The 15075-nt window shown below is 66.2% G+C and carries 20 protein-coding genes; 7 read left to right on the forward strand and 13 right to left on the reverse strand.

Annotated elements, in window-relative coordinates; translation table 11 throughout:
• Positions 1-8 precede the first annotated feature (8 nt).
• Entirely contained in the window at positions 9-446 is a 438-nt protein-coding gene (rpiB, locus tag BFL28_RS19665) for a ribose 5-phosphate isomerase B (protein WP_069322213.1), read from the reverse strand.
• A gap of 103 nt (positions 447-549) precedes the next feature.
• Here rpiB and BFL28_RS19670 point away from each other — a divergent pair, with 103 nt between their 5' ends.
• Positions 550-1008 (forward strand): hypothetical protein, encoded by a 459-nt coding sequence (locus BFL28_RS19670; RefSeq protein WP_069322214.1) that lies wholly within the window; start codon positions 550-552, stop codon positions 1006-1008.
• 10 nt (positions 1009-1018) lie between these two features.
• On the opposite strand, the gene BFL28_RS19675 is transcribed toward BFL28_RS19670, so the two are convergent.
• Both BFL28_RS19675 and BFL28_RS19680 read right to left on the reverse strand, forming a co-directional pair.
• Positions 1019-1795, reverse strand: coding sequence for an SDR family oxidoreductase (locus BFL28_RS19675; protein WP_069322215.1), 777 nt, complete (start codon positions 1793-1795; stop codon positions 1019-1021).
• Between the two features lie 52 nt (positions 1796-1847).
• Positions 1848-2138: a 4a-hydroxytetrahydrobiopterin dehydratase gene (locus BFL28_RS19680; RefSeq protein WP_069322216.1), complete on the reverse strand. Its 291-nt coding sequence runs from the start codon at positions 2136-2138 to the stop codon at positions 1848-1850.
• A gap of 39 nt (positions 2139-2177) precedes the next feature.
• Here BFL28_RS19680 and BFL28_RS19685 point away from each other — a divergent pair, with 39 nt between their 5' ends.
• Genes BFL28_RS19685 through BFL28_RS19695 form a run of 3 tightly spaced genes read left to right on the forward strand, consistent with a single transcriptional unit; the run spans position 2178 to position 3818 of the window.
• The gene (locus BFL28_RS19685) at positions 2178-2582 is read left to right on the forward strand and encodes a metallopeptidase family protein (RefSeq protein ID WP_069322217.1); all 405 of its coding nucleotides are present in this window, start codon (positions 2178-2180) and stop codon (positions 2580-2582) included.
• Complete coding sequence (ccmA, locus tag BFL28_RS19690; protein ID WP_069322218.1) at positions 2545-3177, forward strand: heme ABC exporter ATP-binding protein CcmA; 633 nt, start codon at positions 2545-2547, stop codon at positions 3175-3177. Before BFL28_RS19685 ends, ccmA begins: the two co-directional genes overlap by 38 nt.
• Complete coding sequence (locus BFL28_RS19695; protein ID WP_069322219.1) at positions 3174-3818, forward strand: heme exporter protein CcmB; 645 nt, start codon at positions 3174-3176, stop codon at positions 3816-3818. The genes ccmA and BFL28_RS19695 overlap by 4 nt, the downstream gene beginning before the upstream one ends.
• Here BFL28_RS19695 and BFL28_RS19700 read toward each other — a convergent pair.
• From BFL28_RS19700 to coxB, 10 genes are all read right to left on the reverse strand, one after another.
• Positions 3815-4684, reverse strand: coding sequence for a class I SAM-dependent methyltransferase (locus BFL28_RS19700; RefSeq protein WP_069322220.1), 870 nt, complete (start codon positions 4682-4684; stop codon positions 3815-3817). The genes BFL28_RS19695 and BFL28_RS19700 overlap by 4 nt on opposite strands.
• Before the next feature lie 9 nt (positions 4685-4693).
• Positions 4694-6091 (reverse strand): threonine synthase, encoded by a 1398-nt coding sequence (gene thrC, locus BFL28_RS19705; RefSeq protein WP_069322221.1) that lies wholly within the window; start codon positions 6089-6091, stop codon positions 4694-4696.
• Between the two features lie 42 nt (positions 6092-6133).
• Positions 6134-6802, reverse strand: coding sequence for an SURF1 family protein (locus BFL28_RS19710; protein WP_338152268.1), 669 nt, complete (start codon positions 6800-6802; stop codon positions 6134-6136).
• Between the two features lie 84 nt (positions 6803-6886).
• Complete coding sequence (locus BFL28_RS19715; RefSeq protein WP_069322223.1) at positions 6887-7792, reverse strand: cytochrome c oxidase subunit 3; 906 nt, start codon at positions 7790-7792, stop codon at positions 6887-6889.
• Positions 7793-7878: 86 nt separating this feature from the next.
• Positions 7879-8427: a cytochrome c oxidase assembly protein gene (locus BFL28_RS19720; protein ID WP_069322224.1), complete on the reverse strand. Its 549-nt coding sequence runs from the start codon at positions 8425-8427 to the stop codon at positions 7879-7881.
• Between the two features lie 4 nt (positions 8428-8431).
• Positions 8432-8578, reverse strand: coding sequence for a hypothetical protein (locus tag BFL28_RS21220; protein WP_173655804.1), 147 nt, complete (start codon positions 8576-8578; stop codon positions 8432-8434).
• Positions 8575-9483 carry a heme o synthase gene (locus BFL28_RS19725; RefSeq protein ID WP_069322225.1) on the reverse strand — a complete coding sequence of 303 codons (909 nt, stop codon included), beginning with the start codon at positions 9481-9483 and terminating at the stop codon, positions 8575-8577. The genes BFL28_RS21220 and BFL28_RS19725 overlap by 4 nt, the downstream gene beginning before the upstream one ends.
• A gap of 10 nt (positions 9484-9493) precedes the next feature.
• Positions 9494-10144, reverse strand: coding sequence for a YoaK family protein (locus BFL28_RS19730; RefSeq protein ID WP_069322226.1), 651 nt, complete (start codon positions 10142-10144; stop codon positions 9494-9496).
• A gap of 97 nt (positions 10145-10241) precedes the next feature.
• Positions 10242-11921: a cytochrome c oxidase subunit I gene (gene ctaD, locus BFL28_RS19735; protein WP_069322227.1), complete on the reverse strand. Its 1680-nt coding sequence runs from the start codon at positions 11919-11921 to the stop codon at positions 10242-10244.
• Positions 11921-13063 (reverse strand): cytochrome c oxidase subunit II, encoded by a 1143-nt coding sequence (coxB, locus tag BFL28_RS19740; RefSeq protein WP_079247327.1) that lies wholly within the window; start codon positions 13061-13063, stop codon positions 11921-11923. Before coxB ends, ctaD begins: the two co-directional genes overlap by 1 nt.
• 230 nt (positions 13064-13293) lie before the next feature.
• On the opposite strand from coxB, the gene pyrE reads away from it, so the two are divergent.
• From pyrE to acpS, 3 genes are all read left to right on the forward strand, one after another.
• Positions 13294-13878 carry an orotate phosphoribosyltransferase gene (gene pyrE, locus BFL28_RS19745; RefSeq protein WP_069322229.1) on the forward strand — a complete coding sequence of 195 codons (585 nt, stop codon included), beginning with the start codon at positions 13294-13296 and terminating at the stop codon, positions 13876-13878.
• The gene (locus BFL28_RS19750; protein WP_069322230.1) at positions 13875-14600 is read left to right on the forward strand and encodes a pyridoxine 5'-phosphate synthase; all 726 of its coding nucleotides are present in this window, start codon (positions 13875-13877) and stop codon (positions 14598-14600) included. The genes pyrE and BFL28_RS19750 overlap by 4 nt, the downstream gene beginning before the upstream one ends.
• A 67-nt stretch (positions 14601-14667) precedes the next feature.
• Entirely contained in the window at positions 14668-15072 is a 405-nt protein-coding gene (gene acpS / locus BFL28_RS19755; protein ID WP_069322231.1) for a holo-ACP synthase, read from the forward strand.
• The last annotated feature ends 3 nt before the right edge of the window (positions 15073-15075 follow it).

A 15075-nucleotide genomic window follows, 5' to 3' on the forward strand; every position in this document is an offset into this window, starting at 1 on the left:
GTCGTTCCTCAGAGTGCGGGCGTGGTCAGCTTGTCGACCCGGCGCTGGTGACGATCGCCGCCGAATTCGGTGGCGAGAAAGGCGGTGACGCAGGCTTTCGCCATTTCGACGCCGATCAGGCGCGCGCCCATGGCGATGGCGTTGGCGTCGTTATGCTCGCGCGCGAGTGCGGCGGATAGCGGCTCCGCCACCAGGGCGCAGCGCGCCTTGGGGTGGCGGTTGACGGCGATCGAAATGCCGATGCCCGAGCCGCACAACGCGATCCCGCGCTCTGCCGTGCCGTCCGCGAGCGCGGCGGCCAGCTTGTAACCGTAATCGGGATAGTCGACGCTGGCGGCGGTGTCCGGCCCGAGATCGGTGACATCGTGACCCATGTCGCGCAGCCAGTCGGCGAGGGCCGCCTTGAGCTCGATCGCGGCATGATCCGAAGCGATGGCGATACGCATGGGAAGGGCGGTGCAATCCTGTGGCGAGGGGATTGCGGCTCTCTAGGCGGTTGCTGCGTTAAAGGCCATATCGGATCGGACAAGTTTGCGTTTGGAGGCGTCTATGCGGGTTTGGGTGATCGGTGCGGCCCTGTTGGCCTCGGCATGCGGTGGAACCAGTAACGAGCAGGAGGCCGCGCTGGTCGAAAATGCCGTTGCCCAAGCCGAAGCCGCTGCCAAAAACGCCACCGCGTTCGGCAAGGCTGCCGAGAAGGCGCGCGAGGCACCCAGCCGGGATGGCTGGTTGGGCAAGTGGATCGGCGTCGAGGGCATGGTGCTCACGATCGAAAAGGATCCGGGTGGCGCGGTCGGCCGCTATCGCCTGACCAATGTCTGGGGCCTGGATGACGAGATGAAGGGCATATTCGACGGCGTGGCGACGGAAAACGGCATCGCGTTCAACCGACCGGACGGCGCCAAGGAGGTGGTCGCGGGCGATGGCAATGCAACCGGCCTCAAATACCTGTCCGGCAAGCAGGACTGCCTGATCGTGGCGACAGGCGAGGGATATTGCCGGGACTGAGCGCGCGCCCCTATTTGCTGCCGGCGCGCGCCATCTTGCGCATCGATCCGCGCAGGAATCGCGCGCCGAACCACATGCGCCGTGCGGTTTTCCCCACGAGGTAATGCAATCCGTCGCCGTGGACCGCATCCCACACGGTCTGCGCGGCCGTTTCGACCGGCGTGAACTCCAGCCCCGCACCGCGCACGCGGTCGCGCATGCTGTGGTTGCTGCCGACCGGGGTGCCATCCAGAATCGCCGTGTCGATGAAGCTTGGCAACAGCGCGCGGACGCGAATGCCCTGGTTGGTCCATTCGCCGTCCAGCGCCTCGCTCAACCCGCGCACGGCGAATTTGGTTGCCGAATAGATGGCGACCCCGCTCGTGCCGTAGATGCCCGCCGCCGAGGCGGTGTTGACCAGGCAGCCCCGGCTTTCCTTGAGGTAGCGATGGCCGGCATGGGCGCCCCACACGACCCCCATCAGGTTGATATCGACGCAGCGCTGCAGCTCGTCGGTCGTGGTGCTGGCGAAGTCGCCGCCGACACCGACACCGGCATTGTTGAAGACGACGTCGATCCGCCCGCCGCTGACGCTGGCGAACTCGGCCAGTGCCTCGTCCCAACCGCCGCGATCGCGCACGTCCAACCAGTGAGTCGAGACTGGCGCGTCGCCGATCAGCCGGGCCGTTTCCACCATGCCCGCTTCGTTGATGTCGGCCAATCCGACGCGCCAGCCGCGTGACGCGAACAGCTGCGCGGTGGCGCGGCCGATACCCGAACCGCCGCCCGTGATGAAGATCGCCTGCATGCCCCTCTCCGGCTTTACGTCTACGTCATCATCACGCAGATCCGCCGGCGGTTCAATCCACCAGCGCGTCGATCGCCTGTGCCATCTCAACGTCGCGTTCCGACAGGCCGCCAGCGTCATGCGTGGTCAGCAGGATATCGACGCGGTTGTAGACGTTCGACCATTCGGGATGATGGTCGGCCTTCTCCGCCAGCAGGGCGACCTGAGTCATGAATGCGAACGCCTGACTGAAATCATCGAAGGTGAAGGTGCGCGTGATCGCGTCACGGGCGTCGTCATGATCCCATTCGGGCAAACCCTCCAGGGCATCCTCGCGCTCTGCCGGGCTCAACTGTTCGACCATGCTTCCCCTCCTGTGCTTGAGCAGGCATAGCGCGGGACGATGGCGGATCAACCTGCGACCTTCGCGCCCAGCACCGAGGATATCGAGCGACTCGCCCGCGCGGCCCTGGCCCGCATCCCCGAGCCGTTCGCGGCGCACCTTGCCGATGTCGTCCTTTTGATCGAGGACTTTGCCGACGAGCAGACCCTGGCCGAGATGGGAATGGAGGATCCGTTCGAACTGACCGGGCTCTACAGCGGGCGGCCGGTGGGCGAGAAATCGAGTTTCGACATCGCGGCGTTGCCCGACACGATCCATCTCTATCGCCGTCCGCTGCTCGACGAATGGGTCGAGACGGGCGTGAGCCTCGAGGCGCTAGTCACCCATGTCGTGGTGCACGAGGTGGGGCATCATTTCGGACTGAGCGATGCCGACATGCACGCGCTGGAGGACGCCGCGCAATGATGCGACCGGCGTGAGCGAAGCGCGGCTCATCCTGGATGCAGTGACCTGCGCGCGGGGCGGCCGGACGCTGTTCGAACGGCTGAGCCTTACGCTGGAGCGCGGCGAGGCTGCGCTGGTGACCGGGCCGAACGGCGTGGGAAAATCGAGCCTGATCCGCGTGGCGGCGGGGTTGCTGGACCCCGTGGCAGGGCGTGTCGAGGCGAGCGGCGGTCGTGCATTGCTGACCGAGGCGGCGGCATTCGACCCTGAATTACCGGTCGCCGATGCGCTGCGGTTCTGGGCTGCGCTCGATGGGCGGGGCGATGCGGTGGAGGCGGCATTGGAAGCGGTCGGTCTGGCGCACCTCGCGCTCGTCCCGGTACGGATGCTATCGACCGGCCAGCGGCGACGCGTCGGCATCGCCCGCGTGGTGGCGAGTGGCGCGCCGATCTGGTTGCTGGACGAACCTGCCAACGGCCTTGATGCGGAAGCAGTCGTGACGCTGGAGCGGCTGATCGCCGCGCATCGCGCGGGCGGTGGCATCGCCCTGGTGGCGACTCACTCGCCGGTCGCACTGCCGCAGGCGCAGCACATCATCATCGGCGATCCGGCATGAGCGGCTTTGCTTCGTTGGTCGCGCGCGAGTTGCGCCGCGCCTGGGCCGCCGGGGGCCTGACGCTGCCGATCGCCTTTTTCGTGCTGGTCGCGGTGCTTTTTCCGTTCGCGATCGGGCCGGAGCCCAAGCTGCTGGCCCGCATCGGGGGTGGGGTGATCTGGGCAGCCGCGCTCCTGGCCGCGTTGTTGCCGGTCGAGCGGCTGATTGCCCCCGACCTCGAGAGCGGGACGCTCGACCAGTTGGCGGTGCGCGGTTTCGGCGAAGCGACGGTCGCCGCCGCCAAGATCGTCGGCCACTGGCTGGGCTTTGCGCCCAGCCTGTTGCTGGCGACGGTGATCGCGAGCGCGCTGCTCGGCCTCTCGTTCGACCAGATGATGGCGGCGGGCGTGAGCCTGGCGGTCGGTACGCCGGGTCTTGCTGCATTGGGCGTCGCAACGGCGGCGCTGACGGCCGGGCTGCGCGGGGCCGGCGCGGTGGCGGGGCTGGTCATGCTGCCCCTTGCCGTTCCGCTGCTGATTTTCGGCGCAGGCGCAATGGGCAGCGATCCGAGCGCGCTGAAGCTGCTCGGTGCGGTCAGCTTGTTGCTGGTCGGGGGCTGTCCGTTCGTTGCCGGCGCGGCGATGCGGATGGGGCGCGGCTAGCGGCTCCAGCGCGCAAAGATCGCGGTCGGCAGCACCAGGCCGCGGGCTTCCTCGCGCACGCCCAGTTCGCCGCATTCGATGCGTCCGCCCAGATCGGCGAAGTGCTGGTTCAACAGCTCGCCGATCGCCAGCGCCGACATGCGAATCGCATAGACGGTGAGGAACAGAAACCGCGAGTCGGCATCGAGCAACTGGCGGCAATCGGCAATCAGGCCGGGCAGATCGCGTTCGAGTTGCCAGACTTCGCCGGTCGGGCCGCGGCCATATTTGGGCGGATCGAGCAGGATGCCGTCATAGCGCCGGCCGCGCCGTACCTCGCGCGCAACGAACTTGGCGGCGTCGTCCACGATCCAGCGAACCGGCTTGTCGGTCATGGCGGACAGCGCGGCATTGGATTTGGCCGCCTCGACCGACTTCTTGGAAGCATCGACATGAACAAGGTTGCCGCCCGACGCCGCCATCGCCAACGTGCCGACGCCGGTATAGCCGAACAGGTTCATGATCGTCGGCGCTTCCACGCCGGCGACCTGCTCGCGCATCCACGACCAGACCGGCGCCATGTCGGGAAAGAAACCGAGATGGCGGAACGGCGTGGTCTGTGCGGTGAAGCGGACTTGATCCCAGGCGAGCGGCCAGCCTTCGCGCGGCACGGGCTTGTCGAACACCCAGCGGCCACCGCCTTCGTCGTCTGGCGCAGGCGTGAACTCGCCATGCGCGGCCCAGTCGTCGAGGGCCGGTGCCCACATCGCCTGTGGCTCCGGGCGGATGAAGCGATACGCGCCATAGCGTTCGAGCTTGCGGCCATGGCCTGAGTCGATGAGGCCGTAATCGGCCCAGGGTTCGCCGGTGAGGGTGATGAGGTCCATCGCGGCGCTTTAGCGCGGCTTGGCGCGTTCCGCGATATAGCCCGTGACGGCATCGAACGTTGCCGGCAGCACGTCGTAGCGCTCCTCGCGGGCAAACAAGTCGCCGATGCGCGCCGGCAGGGTGGGGCGGATGCCGGTTGCGCGCTCGACCGGATCGCGGAACTTGGCGGGGTGCGCGGTGGCGAGGGTTACGATCGGCACCTCGGCTGCGATGTTCGCCCGGCGCGCTGCGGCCAGCCCAATCGCGGTGTGCGGGTCGAGCAACTCGGCGGCGCGGGAATTCGCCCACGCCATGGCCTGCGACATCTCGCCCGCGTCGATCCGATCGCTGGCGAACAAGCTGGCAGCGCCTTGCTGCTGCGCGTTGGTGAGGCGCATCGCTCTGCTCGCCTCGAACCCGCGCATCTGCTCGGCGAGTGCGGGCCCGTCCCGGCCGGCGAGGTCGAACAACAGCCGTTCGAAATTCGAACTGACCTGAATGTCCATACTAGGGGCCGCCGTGGGGGTGACGGTGCCGGTCGAATAGTCGCCGGACGAAAGCGCGCGGTGGAGAATGTCGTTCACATTGGTCGCGACGACTAGCTTCGCGACCGGCAGACCCATGCGCGCCGCGACATAGCCGGCAAACACGTCGCCAAAATTGCCGGTTGGCACACTGAACGCGACCGCGCGGTGCGGCGCGCCCAGGCGGACGGCGGCGTAGAAATAATAGACCACCTGCGCCATCAGCCGCGCCCAGTTGATCGAGTTGACGGCGGTCACCTGAAAGCGGCCGGCGAAATCGGCGTCGTTGAACATCGCCTTCACCATCGCCTGCGCGTCGTCGAAGCTGCCTTCGATGGCGATGTTGTGGACATTGGGCGCGAGCACGGTGGTCATCTGGCGCCGCTGGACGTCGCTTACCCGCTGGTGCGGGTGGAGCATGAAGATGTCGATGCCCTCACGGCCCGCTACCGCGTCGATTGCGGCCGAGCCGGTGTCGCCGCTGGTCGCGCCGACGATGGTGAGGTGCTGGTCGGTGCCCTTGAGGAACCGCTCGAACAGCAGGCCGAGCAGTTGAAGCGCGACGTCCTTGAACGCCAGCGTCGGTCCGTGGAACAGCTCGAGCAGGAAGTGGCGATGGTCGAGCTGGACGAGCGGGGTGACCGCGTCGTGGCTGAAGCGGCCATAAGCTTGCGCGCACAGATCACGCAACTCGGCTTCGGACAGGCTGTCGGCGACGAACGGCGCCATGACGCGCACGGCGGTCTCGACATAGGACAGCCCGGCGAGACCTGCGATGTCGGCTTCGCTGAAGCGCGGCCATTCGACCGGGACATAGAGGCCGCCGTCTTTCGCCAGCCCGGCAAGGGTGACGTCACGGAAATCCAGTTCGGGCGCGGCCCCCCGCGTGCTCTGATAGCGCATGGGGCGCGGGTTAGCCGCGCGACGCCGCAGCGGCAAGAAAGTCTAGCTTTGCGGCGGCGTCGGATCGGGCGAGCTGGCCGGGGCGTCGCCTGGCGCGTGGCGCTTCTCGCGCCAACGCAGCGCCAGGATGTAGATGACCGCCGCGGCAGCTGCGAAGAGGAACCATTGCACGGCATAGGCAAGGTGATTGTTCGGCACGCTCGACGGATCGGGCCGGGCGCTGGCGGCAAGGCCGGGTGCAGGCTTTTCGGCGACGAGCATCAGCGGCCTGGGACCGCGTTTGCGCGCCAGGCTGGCCAGCAGCGGCGTCGAATCGGGGGCGTGGGTGATCGTGCCGGTGACTTCGCCGCCCTTCCATACCGGCGTTATGCCGGGCGTGCTGCCAACGCCCATGTCGAACCTGACCGTGAGCGCTTCGACGCCGGTGCGGCACTCGGCAATATGCCGCCAGCCCTTCAGGCCGTTCTCGGCGCGGCCAGCCTGCTCGCTCCAGCCGACGACCGACAGGCACATTGCGGTCGCGCGGCGGAACAGATGCTCGTCGCCGACTGGCGGACGGGGAAAGGCCATGACCGGCAGCGTGCTGGCGCCGGCATAGCGGGCAATCGCCGCTTCCTTTTCGGCGCGGCGATCGAGCTGCCACACGCCAAGGCCGATCATCGCGGCGATGGCGAGTGCGACGACGATCGTCGGGATGACCGGGAGCTTCATGCGCATGGCGTCTTCACAAACGAAGGGGGCGCGCCACGGTTGCGGCACGCCCCCTTGATCGCCGAACGGGTCGGCTGCGTCACGTCAGCCGTGAACCGGCGCGCCCGCGCTGCCCCAGACATAGACGACGACGAACAGGAACAGCCAGACGACGTCGACGAAGTGCCAGTACCAGGCAGCCGCCTCGAAGCCGAAATGCTGGCGCGGGGTGAAATCGCCCTGATAGGCGCGCAGGAGGCAGACCATCAGGAAGATGGTGCCGACGATCACGTGGAAGCCGTGGAAGCCGGTCGCCATGTAGAAGGCCGACGAATAGTTCGACTTGCCGAACACGAACGGGGCGTGTGCATATTCATAAGCCTGAATGCACGAGAAGATGAGGCCCAGGATGATGGTCAGCCACAGGCCCTTCTTGACCACGTCGTTCTCGCCGACGCCGATGGCGCCCCACAGGCCCTTCATCGCGCCACCGCGCTGATTGTGGATCAGGCCGTGATGCGCCCAGGTCACCGTGGTGCCCGACAGCAGCAGGATGAAGGTGTTGAGCAGCGGCAGTTCAAACGCGTTCAGCACTTCCATGCCCTTGGGCGGGAAGGTCGCGACGGCGTTCTGCACAACCTCGACGACGCTGGCGTGCTCGCCACTGACCTGCAGCGCGACCGGGAACAGCGCGAAATCGAACCACGCCCAGAACCAGCCGACGAAGAACATGACTTCCGACGCGATGAACAGGATCATGCCATAGCGCAGGTGAAGCTGGACCACCGGCGTGTGGTCCCCGGCCTTCGCCTCACGCACCACCGCGACCCACCACGACGCCATGCAGAACAGCGTCGCTGCGAGGCCCGACAGGAACACCCACATGCCGTGGTTCGCGTCCTTCATCCACATCAGGCCGCCGGTCGCGAGCCACAAGGCGGCAAGCGAGGTGAGCATCGGCCACGGGCTGGGCGGGAGAATGTGGAAATCGTGGTTCTTGGCGCCTGCCATCGTCCGTCCCTGTCTCATGTTTAGGCGTTATTCCACGCCGCCTTAAGCGGTGGCGTGATGGTGCGCAATGGTGGTTGGACCGACGCTCAGCCGCCTTTGTTGGCAGGATCGGTCGGATAGAAGGTGTAGGAGAGCGTGATCTTCTCGATATCCTTGGTATCGGGATCGGTCAGGATCTTGGGATCGACGAAGTAGATGACCGGCATGCGGATCGTCTCACCGGGCTTCAGCGTCTGCTCGGTGAAGCAGAAGCACTGGATCTTGCTGAAATATTTGCCGGCTACCTCTGGCGTCACATTATAGGTCGCAGTGCCCGTGATCGGCACAGTGCCGGTATTGGTCGCGGTGTAGAACGCCATGTCACGCGCGCCGATCGAGATCGTGTCGGACGCGACCTCCGGCTTGAACTGCCAGGTCAATTTCGGGCTGACATTGGCATCGAACGCGACCGTTATCTTGCCGTCCACCGCGCCGGGCGCCGCATCTGCGCGCATCGTCGTGCCGCCAAAGCCGGTGACCTGACAGAACAGGCGATAGAGCGGCACGCTGGCAAAGGCGACACCGGTCATGGTGCAGACGCCGAGCACCGCGAGGAGGGCGGTACGCAGCTTGCGGTCGATCTTGAGGATGTTCATCAGCTTACGTGGCCTTCAGCGGGATGCCCTGGCTGATCTTCACGATGCTGATCGCAAAGACCAGGATGACAAAGGCGAGCAGGAGCAGCGCCATGATGCGGGCGCGCGACTTCTGCCGCGCGCGGACGATCTTTTCTTCTTCGGGGGTCATGATGCAGCCAACCAGCGGTCGGCGGCAACGGCGCCGAACAGGATGAAGAGATAGAGGATGGAATAGCCGAACAGCCGCTTTTCGGGCTTCATGGCGTCGTTATCGCTCGCCATTCGCATGGCGACTTGCAGCGCCAGGGCAGCGAAGAGCAGCGTGAGAACGCTTGCGGTGAGTCCATAGAGCGCGCCGGTCAGCCCGAGCGGCCATGGGGCCACCGCGGCGATCGCCATCGGTATGGTGTAGAGGCCGATCTGGATGCGCGTATTCTTCTCGCCCGCCACCACCGGCAGCATCGGCACGCCGGCGTTCGCGTAATCGGTCTTCACGAACAGCGCGAGCGCCCAGAAATGCGGCGGGGTCCACAGGAAGACCAGCATGAAGAGGAGGAAGGGCAGCAGCGCCACTTCCCCGGTTGCCGCCGCCCAGCCGATCAGCGGCGGGAATGCACCGGCAGCGCCGCCGATCACGATGTTCTGCGGCGTGCGGCGCTTGAGCCACACGGTGTAGATGAGGACGTAGAACAGGATCGAGACGAGCAGGATCGCGGCGGCGGTGTAGTTGACGGCAAGACCCATGAGGATCACCGACAGCGCGGCGACACCGACCCCGAAATGCAGCGCGGATTGCTTGTCCATTCGCCCGGCGGGAAGGGGGCGATTCGCCGTCCGCTTCATCTTGGCGTCCAGATCCGCCTCGTACCATTGGTTGAGCGTCGCCGCAGCGCCGGCACCGAGGGCAATGCACAGGATCGCCGTGAAGCCCAGGACGGGGTGGATCGGCACCGGCGCGGCGAGCATGCCGCACAGCCCGGTAAACACGACGAGCGTCATCACGCGCGGTTTGGTCAGCGCAAGGAAATCGCGCCAGTCGGCTGGCAGGATCAGGCTGTGATTGGCGACGGACATTTGCGGTGGGCTATAGGCCCGGTTGGTGCGGGGGGGAAGGGTGCGTGGCCTCGCCGACGAAGGGCATGAGGACCAGCGCGAATATGGCGGCTGGCCACAGGGCGTTCAGACCGGACGATGCATGGCCGAGCGCGCCGACGATCCCACCCGCGATCAGTCCGGACCACAACATGGCAAAGGGCAGCCAGGCCAGGGGCGGCCCGCCATTTAGCGCGTCGGCGATTCGCTGTCCGATCTTGACGAGCGCTCCAGTCATGTAGGTGAGGCCAAGCGCATCGCCGTCGTCAGCGAATATCGCGTTCTCGGCTCCCATTGCCGCAGCTGTGAGCGCCAATGAGGCCGGTATGGGGGCAAAACCGGCGCTGGCGGCTGCAGCGGCGAGCAACGCCGCGACCAGCAGGATGATTCGCTGGCGCCGCCCGCGACGGCGCCTGCCGAGCAAGGTTGCGCCGGCAACCCCCGTGACGAACGCAGCGACCAGCGTGACGACCAGGGCAACCGATTGTCCCGCCGCAAGCGTCACGCCCAATCGCGTCGAGTTTCCGCTCATGAAGGAAACGAAATAGCTGCCCGAAGCGAGGAAGGCGACGGCATCGACATATCCTGCCAGCGCGGCAAGCAGGATCGCCACGGTCTGTCGCTTTCGATCGAGCCGGATCATCTCCTGATCCTAGCGGCGCAGCGAGCGAAGCTGAACCACCAACGAAAACGCCCCGGAAGTTTCCTTCCGGGGCGTTTCGTAGTCAGCTTCGATGATCTCAGTGATGCTTGTCGTCGTCGATCACCGGGAGCGTTTCGAACTGGTGGAACGGCGGCGGGCTGGACAGCGTCCATTCCAGCGTCGTCGCGCCTTCGCCCCACGGATTGGCTTCGGCCTTCTTGCCCGCGATCAGCGACCAGATCACGTTGATGAAGAAGAAGACCATGCCGACGAGCATGATGGCATAACCCCAGCTCGCGATCTCGTTGTAGTGGGCATAGGCGTCCGGATAGTCCGGATAGCGGCGCGGCATGCCCTGCAGGCCCAGGAAGTGCATCGGGAAGAACAGGATGTTCACGCCGATGAAGAAGACCCAGAAATGCAGCTGGCCGAGCAGCTCGCTGTACATGCGCCCGAACATCTTCGGGAACCAGTAGTAGAAGCCCGCGAAGAGGCCGAACACGGCACCGAGCGAGAGCACGTAGTGGAAGTGCGCGACCACGTAATAGGTGTCGTGCATGTAATCGTCCACGCCGCCGTTCGCGAGCACCACGCCGGTGACGCCGCCCACGGTGAACATGAAGATGAAGCCGATCGCCCAGACCATCGGAGTCTTGAAGCTCATCGACCCGCCCCACATCGTGGCGATCCACGAGAAGATCTTCACGCCCGTCGGCACCGCGATGATCATGGTCGCGGCGGTGAAGTACATCTTCACGTTCACGCTCATGCCGGTGGTGAACATGTGGTGCGCCCACACGACGAAGCCGACCACGCCGATCGCGACCATGGCGTAAGCCATGCCGAGATAGCCGAACACCGGCTTGCGGCTGAAGGTCGAGACGATCTGGCTGATGATGCCGAAGCCCGGCAGGATCATGATGTACACTTCGGGATGGCCGAAGAACCAGAAGAGGTGCTGGTAGAGTACCGGATCGCCGCCGCCGGCCGGATCGTAGAAGGTCGTGCCGAAGTTGCGGTCGGTCAGCAGCATGGTGATCGCGGCCGCGAGGACCGGGAGCGCCAGCAGGAGGAGGAAGGCGGTGATCAGCACCGACCACACGAACAGCGGCATCTTGTGCAGGGTCATGCCCGGCGCGCGCATGTTGAAGATGGTGGTGATGAAGTTGATCGCGCCCAGAATCGACGAGGCGCCGGCGAGGTGAAGCGAGAGAATCGCCATGTCCACCGACGGCCCAGGCTCGCCATAGGTCGAGAGCGGGGCATAGACGGTCCAGCCGGTGCCCGCGCCGCCGCCGACGAACGGCGAAGCGAGGAGCAGGATGAACGCCGGCACGAGCAGCCAGAAGGACAGGTTGTTCATGCGCGGGAACGCCATGTCCGGCGCGCCGATCATGATCGGAACGAACCAGTTGCCGAAGCCGCCGATCATCGCCGGCATGACCATGAAGAACACCATGATCAGGCCGTGCGCCGTGATCAGCACGTTCCAGAAGTGCAGCGATTCGTCGAACGACTGCTCGCCGCCGTGCAGCATCGAGGCCCAGGTGCCGAGATACTGGATGCCCGGCTGCGCCAGCTCGAGGCGCATCAGGCCCGAGATGCCGCCGCCGATGATCCCCGCGACAATTGCGAAGATCAGGTACAGCGTGCCGATGTCCTTGTGGTTGGTCGAGAGGAACCAGCGCGCGAAGAAGCCGGGCAGATGATCGGCATCATGGGCGTGGTCGTCATGGTGCGCCGTGAAGGCGTGCGCGTCGCGTGCAACGTCAGTCATTATTGCTGGTCCAGATTGCCGGTGGCGGCTTGATTGGTGGTGGACGGTTCCTCAATCGCGTTGACGAGGCCGTCCGCTTCGGTGGCGTTGTCGGCCGCCGGCAGTTCGGGCTTGGTCGATGCCGACTTGGGTTCAGGCATCTTGCCGCCCTTGGCCGCGATCCACTGCGCGAAGACCGCCGGTTCGACCGCCTCGACGACGATCGGCATATAGGCGTGGCGCGCGCCGCACAGTTCCGAGCACTGGCCGAAATAGACGCCGGGCTTTTCGACCGTGAAGCTGGTTTCGTTGAGGCGACCGGGGATCGCGTCGATCTTGATCCAGAAAGCGGGGATCGCCCAGCTGTGGATCACGTCGTTCGCGGTGGCGATCAGGCGCACGGGCACGCCGACCGGCACGACGATGCGGTTGTCGACTGCGAGCAGGCGCGGACCGTCGACGTCGGTGCGATAGCGCGCACCGGCGGCAACCTCGTTCTTTTCCTTGAGCATGTTGGCGGTGATCGAGATGCCGCCATGATCGGGATATTCGTACGACCAGTACCACTGGTTGCCGATCGCCTTGATCGTGACCGCATTCTCGGGCGCGGGCTTGAACTGCTTGGCCAGCAGCGAGATCGACGGCCAGGCGATGACCGCGAGGATCAGCACGGGCACGACGGTCCAGATGATCTCGATCAGCGTGTTGTGGCTGGTCTTCGAGGGAACCGGGTTCGCCTTGCGACGGAAGCGGATGATCGTCCAGGCGAGCAGGATCAGCACGAAGATCGAAATGATCGTGATGATCGGCAGCAGGATCGCGTTGTGGAAGGTCTTGGCGGTCTCGCCGTTCTTCGTCACCTGCGGCTGGATGCCCAAGCGCTTGTCGACCGGCTGGCCATAACCGTCGGCCATCGGGCCGTTCTTGTGCGTACCGTCGGCATTGAGCAGCGGATCGGCCGGGTTTGCCGGAGTCGCGGCGGCGGCCTGCTGCGCCAGGTTGCCGGGCGCGGTAACCGGCGAAGGCGTCGCCACGGTGACCGGGGCCGGTGCCTCGGGCGCTTCGGCGCTCGGTGCGGTCGGAGCCGGAGTTCCCTGGCCCTGAGCAACGCCGCCGGCGAGCGCGAGGCCAGCGGCCAGAACGATCGCCTTCAATCCATGCATGCGCATCTTGTCGTTCAACCCCATGTTTCCATATTCACCCCACCCATGCTGCCATGATGTGCGGGGGGCGCCGGGTTTCCGGTCGCGCGGGCGCAACTTGCCCGTTGGACGCCGCCTATAGCACCGTCGTCGCGTGTCTCAAGGTTATCCCGTTCTCTTTTTCGGAGCGGTTGCGGCGCGACTCGCCCGCGCCTAGATGCGGTGGCGCAACGATGGAGCCGTGCCAAGCGATGACGGACGACGAGGTTCTGGACGAGTTTCGCGCGGCGCAGGCGCTGCTGGAAGGCCATTTCATCCTGTCGTCCGGGCTGCGCAGCCCGCGCTATCTGCAATGCGCGCGCGTGCTGATGAATCCCGCGCGGGCCGGGCGGCTGGCGGCGGCCGTCGCGGCGAGGATCCCCGACGATCTGCGCGCGCGGATCACCGCCGTGGTGTCGCCCGCAATGGGCGGCGTGATCGCCGGGCAGGAAGTGGCGCGGGCGCTGAACGTGGATGCAATGTTCGTCGAGCGCCCGACCGGCACGTTCGAACTGCGCCGCGGCTTTCGGCTCGAGCCGGGCCAGCAAGTGCTGATGATGGAGGATGTCGTCACCACCGGGCTGAGTTCCCGCGAGGCGATCAAGGCGATCGAGGAAGCGGGTGGCGAGGTGATCGCGGCGGCAAGCCTGGTCGATCGGTCGAACGGTACAGCGGATCTCGGCGTGCCGTTCTTCCCGCTGATCCGCCTCGACGTGCCGAGTTACGAGGCCGACTCGCTGCCGCCCGAACTGGCGGCGATCCCGGCGATCAAGCCGGGGAGCCGGGCAGCGGCATGAGTGAGCTGCGCCTTGGGGTGAACATCGATCACGTGGCGACCGTGCGCAATGCGCGCGGAAGCGGCTATCCCGATCCGGTGCGCGCGGCGTTGCTGGCGGCGCAGGCGGGGGCGGGCGGCATCACCGCGCATCTGCGCGAGGACCGGCGGCACATCACCGACGCGGATATCGCGCGGCTCGCGGCGGAACTGACCGTTCCGCTCAACCTGGAGATGGCAGCAACCGACGAGATGCTGGCGATCGCGCTGCGTCATCGCCCGCATGCCGCCTGCATCGTGCCCGAGAAGCGCGAGGAGCGCACGACCGAGGGCGGGCTGGACGCGCGCGGGCAGCATGACCTGCTCGCGCCGATGTGTGCGGAGCTGCGCAACGCCAACATTCGCGTGTCGCTGTTCATCGAGCCTGATCCGGCGCAGATCGAGGCCGCGCTGCGGCTGGGTGCGCCGGTGGTCGAGCTGCACACCGGGCGATATTGCGAGCTTGAGGGCGAGGCGCGTACCGCCGAGCTGCGCCGCATTGCCGACGCCGCGGCATTGGCCGCGAAGAACGGGATCGAAGTCCATGCCGGACATGGCCTGACCTTCGACAATGTCGTGCCGATCGCGGCGATCCCGCAGGTCCGCGAATTGAACATCGGCCATTTCCTGATCGGCGAAGCGATCTTCGACGGGCTGGGGCCGGTGGTGAAGCGGATGCGCGCGTTGATGGACGCGGCGCGATGAAGTTCTCTCTCCCATCAAGGGAGGGAAGGAGCCCGCGGGCGTCGGCGCGTGGGAAGGGTGAGGGAAATTGATCATCGGGATCGGCTCCGACCTCTGCAACATCGAGCGGATACAGGCTTCGCTCGACCGGTTCGGGACGCGCTTCGAAAACCGCGTGTTCACCGAGCTCGAGCTGGCCAAGGCGAAGCGCCGGCCGCTGAACTATGCCGCGACGCTGGCCAAGCGCTTTGCCGCGAAGGAGGCTTTTTCCAAAGCGGTCGGGACCGGATTCAAGGCCGGGGTGTTCATGCGGGACATCGGCGTCGTCAACGCGCCTTCCGGTGCGCCGACGCTGGCGCTGACCGGCGGGGCGAAGGCGCGGCTCGAAACGATGGTGCCGGCGGGGCACAAGGTGCGCGTGCACCTGACGCTGACCGACGACCATCCCTGGGCGCAGGCGCTGGTGGTGATCGAGGCGCTGCCCGAAGGATGAGGA

The sequence above is a fragment of the Sphingomonas turrisvirgatae genome, assembly GCF_001721295.1.
GTDB classification, from domain to species: Bacteria; Pseudomonadota; Alphaproteobacteria; order Sphingomonadales; family Sphingomonadaceae; genus Sphingomonas; species Sphingomonas turrisvirgatae.

Bases quoted from the DNA above. Each gene is read 5' to 3' on its own strand.
- rpiB (WP_069322213.1), bottom strand. From the start codon at position 446: ATGCGTATCGCCATCGCTTCGGATCATGCCGCGATCGAGCTCAAGGCG.
- BFL28_RS19670 (WP_069322214.1), top strand. From the start codon at position 550: ATGCGGGTTTGGGTGATCGGTGCGGCCCTGTTGGCCTCGGCATGCGGT.
- BFL28_RS19675 (WP_069322215.1), bottom strand. From the start codon at position 1,795: ATGCAGGCGATCTTCATCACGGGCGGCGGTTCGGGTATCGGCCGCGCC.
- BFL28_RS19680 (WP_069322216.1), bottom strand. From the start codon at position 2,138: ATGGTCGAACAGTTGAGCCCGGCAGAGCGCGAGGATGCCCTGGAGGGT.
- BFL28_RS19685 (WP_069322217.1), top strand. From the start codon at position 2,178: ATGGCGGATCAACCTGCGACCTTCGCGCCCAGCACCGAGGATATCGAG.
- ccmA (WP_069322218.1), top strand. From the start codon at position 2,545: ATGCCGACATGCACGCGCTGGAGGACGCCGCGCAATGATGCGACCGGC.
- BFL28_RS19695 (WP_069322219.1), top strand. From the start codon at position 3,174: ATGAGCGGCTTTGCTTCGTTGGTCGCGCGCGAGTTGCGCCGCGCCTGG.
- BFL28_RS19700 (WP_069322220.1), bottom strand. From the start codon at position 4,684: ATGGACCTCATCACCCTCACCGGCGAACCCTGGGCCGATTACGGCCTC.
- thrC (WP_069322221.1), bottom strand. From the start codon at position 6,091: ATGCGCTATCAGAGCACGCGGGGGGCCGCGCCCGAACTGGATTTCCGT.
- BFL28_RS19710 (WP_338152268.1), bottom strand. From the start codon at position 6,802: ATGAAGCTCCCGGTCATCCCGACGATCGTCGTCGCACTCGCCATCGCC.
- BFL28_RS19715 (WP_069322223.1), bottom strand. From the start codon at position 7,792: ATGGCAGGCGCCAAGAACCACGATTTCCACATTCTCCCGCCCAGCCCG.
- BFL28_RS19720 (WP_069322224.1), bottom strand. From the start codon at position 8,427: ATGAACATCCTCAAGATCGACCGCAAGCTGCGTACCGCCCTCCTCGCG.
- BFL28_RS21220 (WP_173655804.1), bottom strand. From the start codon at position 8,578: ATGACCCCCGAAGAAGAAAAGATCGTCCGCGCGCGGCAGAAGTCGCGC.
- BFL28_RS19725 (WP_069322225.1), bottom strand. From the start codon at position 9,483: ATGTCCGTCGCCAATCACAGCCTGATCCTGCCAGCCGACTGGCGCGAT.
- BFL28_RS19730 (WP_069322226.1), bottom strand. From the start codon at position 10,144: ATGATCCGGCTCGATCGAAAGCGACAGACCGTGGCGATCCTGCTTGCC.
- ctaD (WP_069322227.1), bottom strand. From the start codon at position 11,921: ATGACTGACGTTGCACGCGACGCGCACGCCTTCACGGCGCACCATGAC.
- coxB (WP_079247327.1), bottom strand. From the start codon at position 13,063: ATGCATGGATTGAAGGCGATCGTTCTGGCCGCTGGCCTCGCGCTCGCC.
- pyrE (WP_069322229.1), top strand. From the start codon at position 13,294: ATGACGGACGACGAGGTTCTGGACGAGTTTCGCGCGGCGCAGGCGCTG.
- BFL28_RS19750 (WP_069322230.1), top strand. From the start codon at position 13,875: ATGAGTGAGCTGCGCCTTGGGGTGAACATCGATCACGTGGCGACCGTG.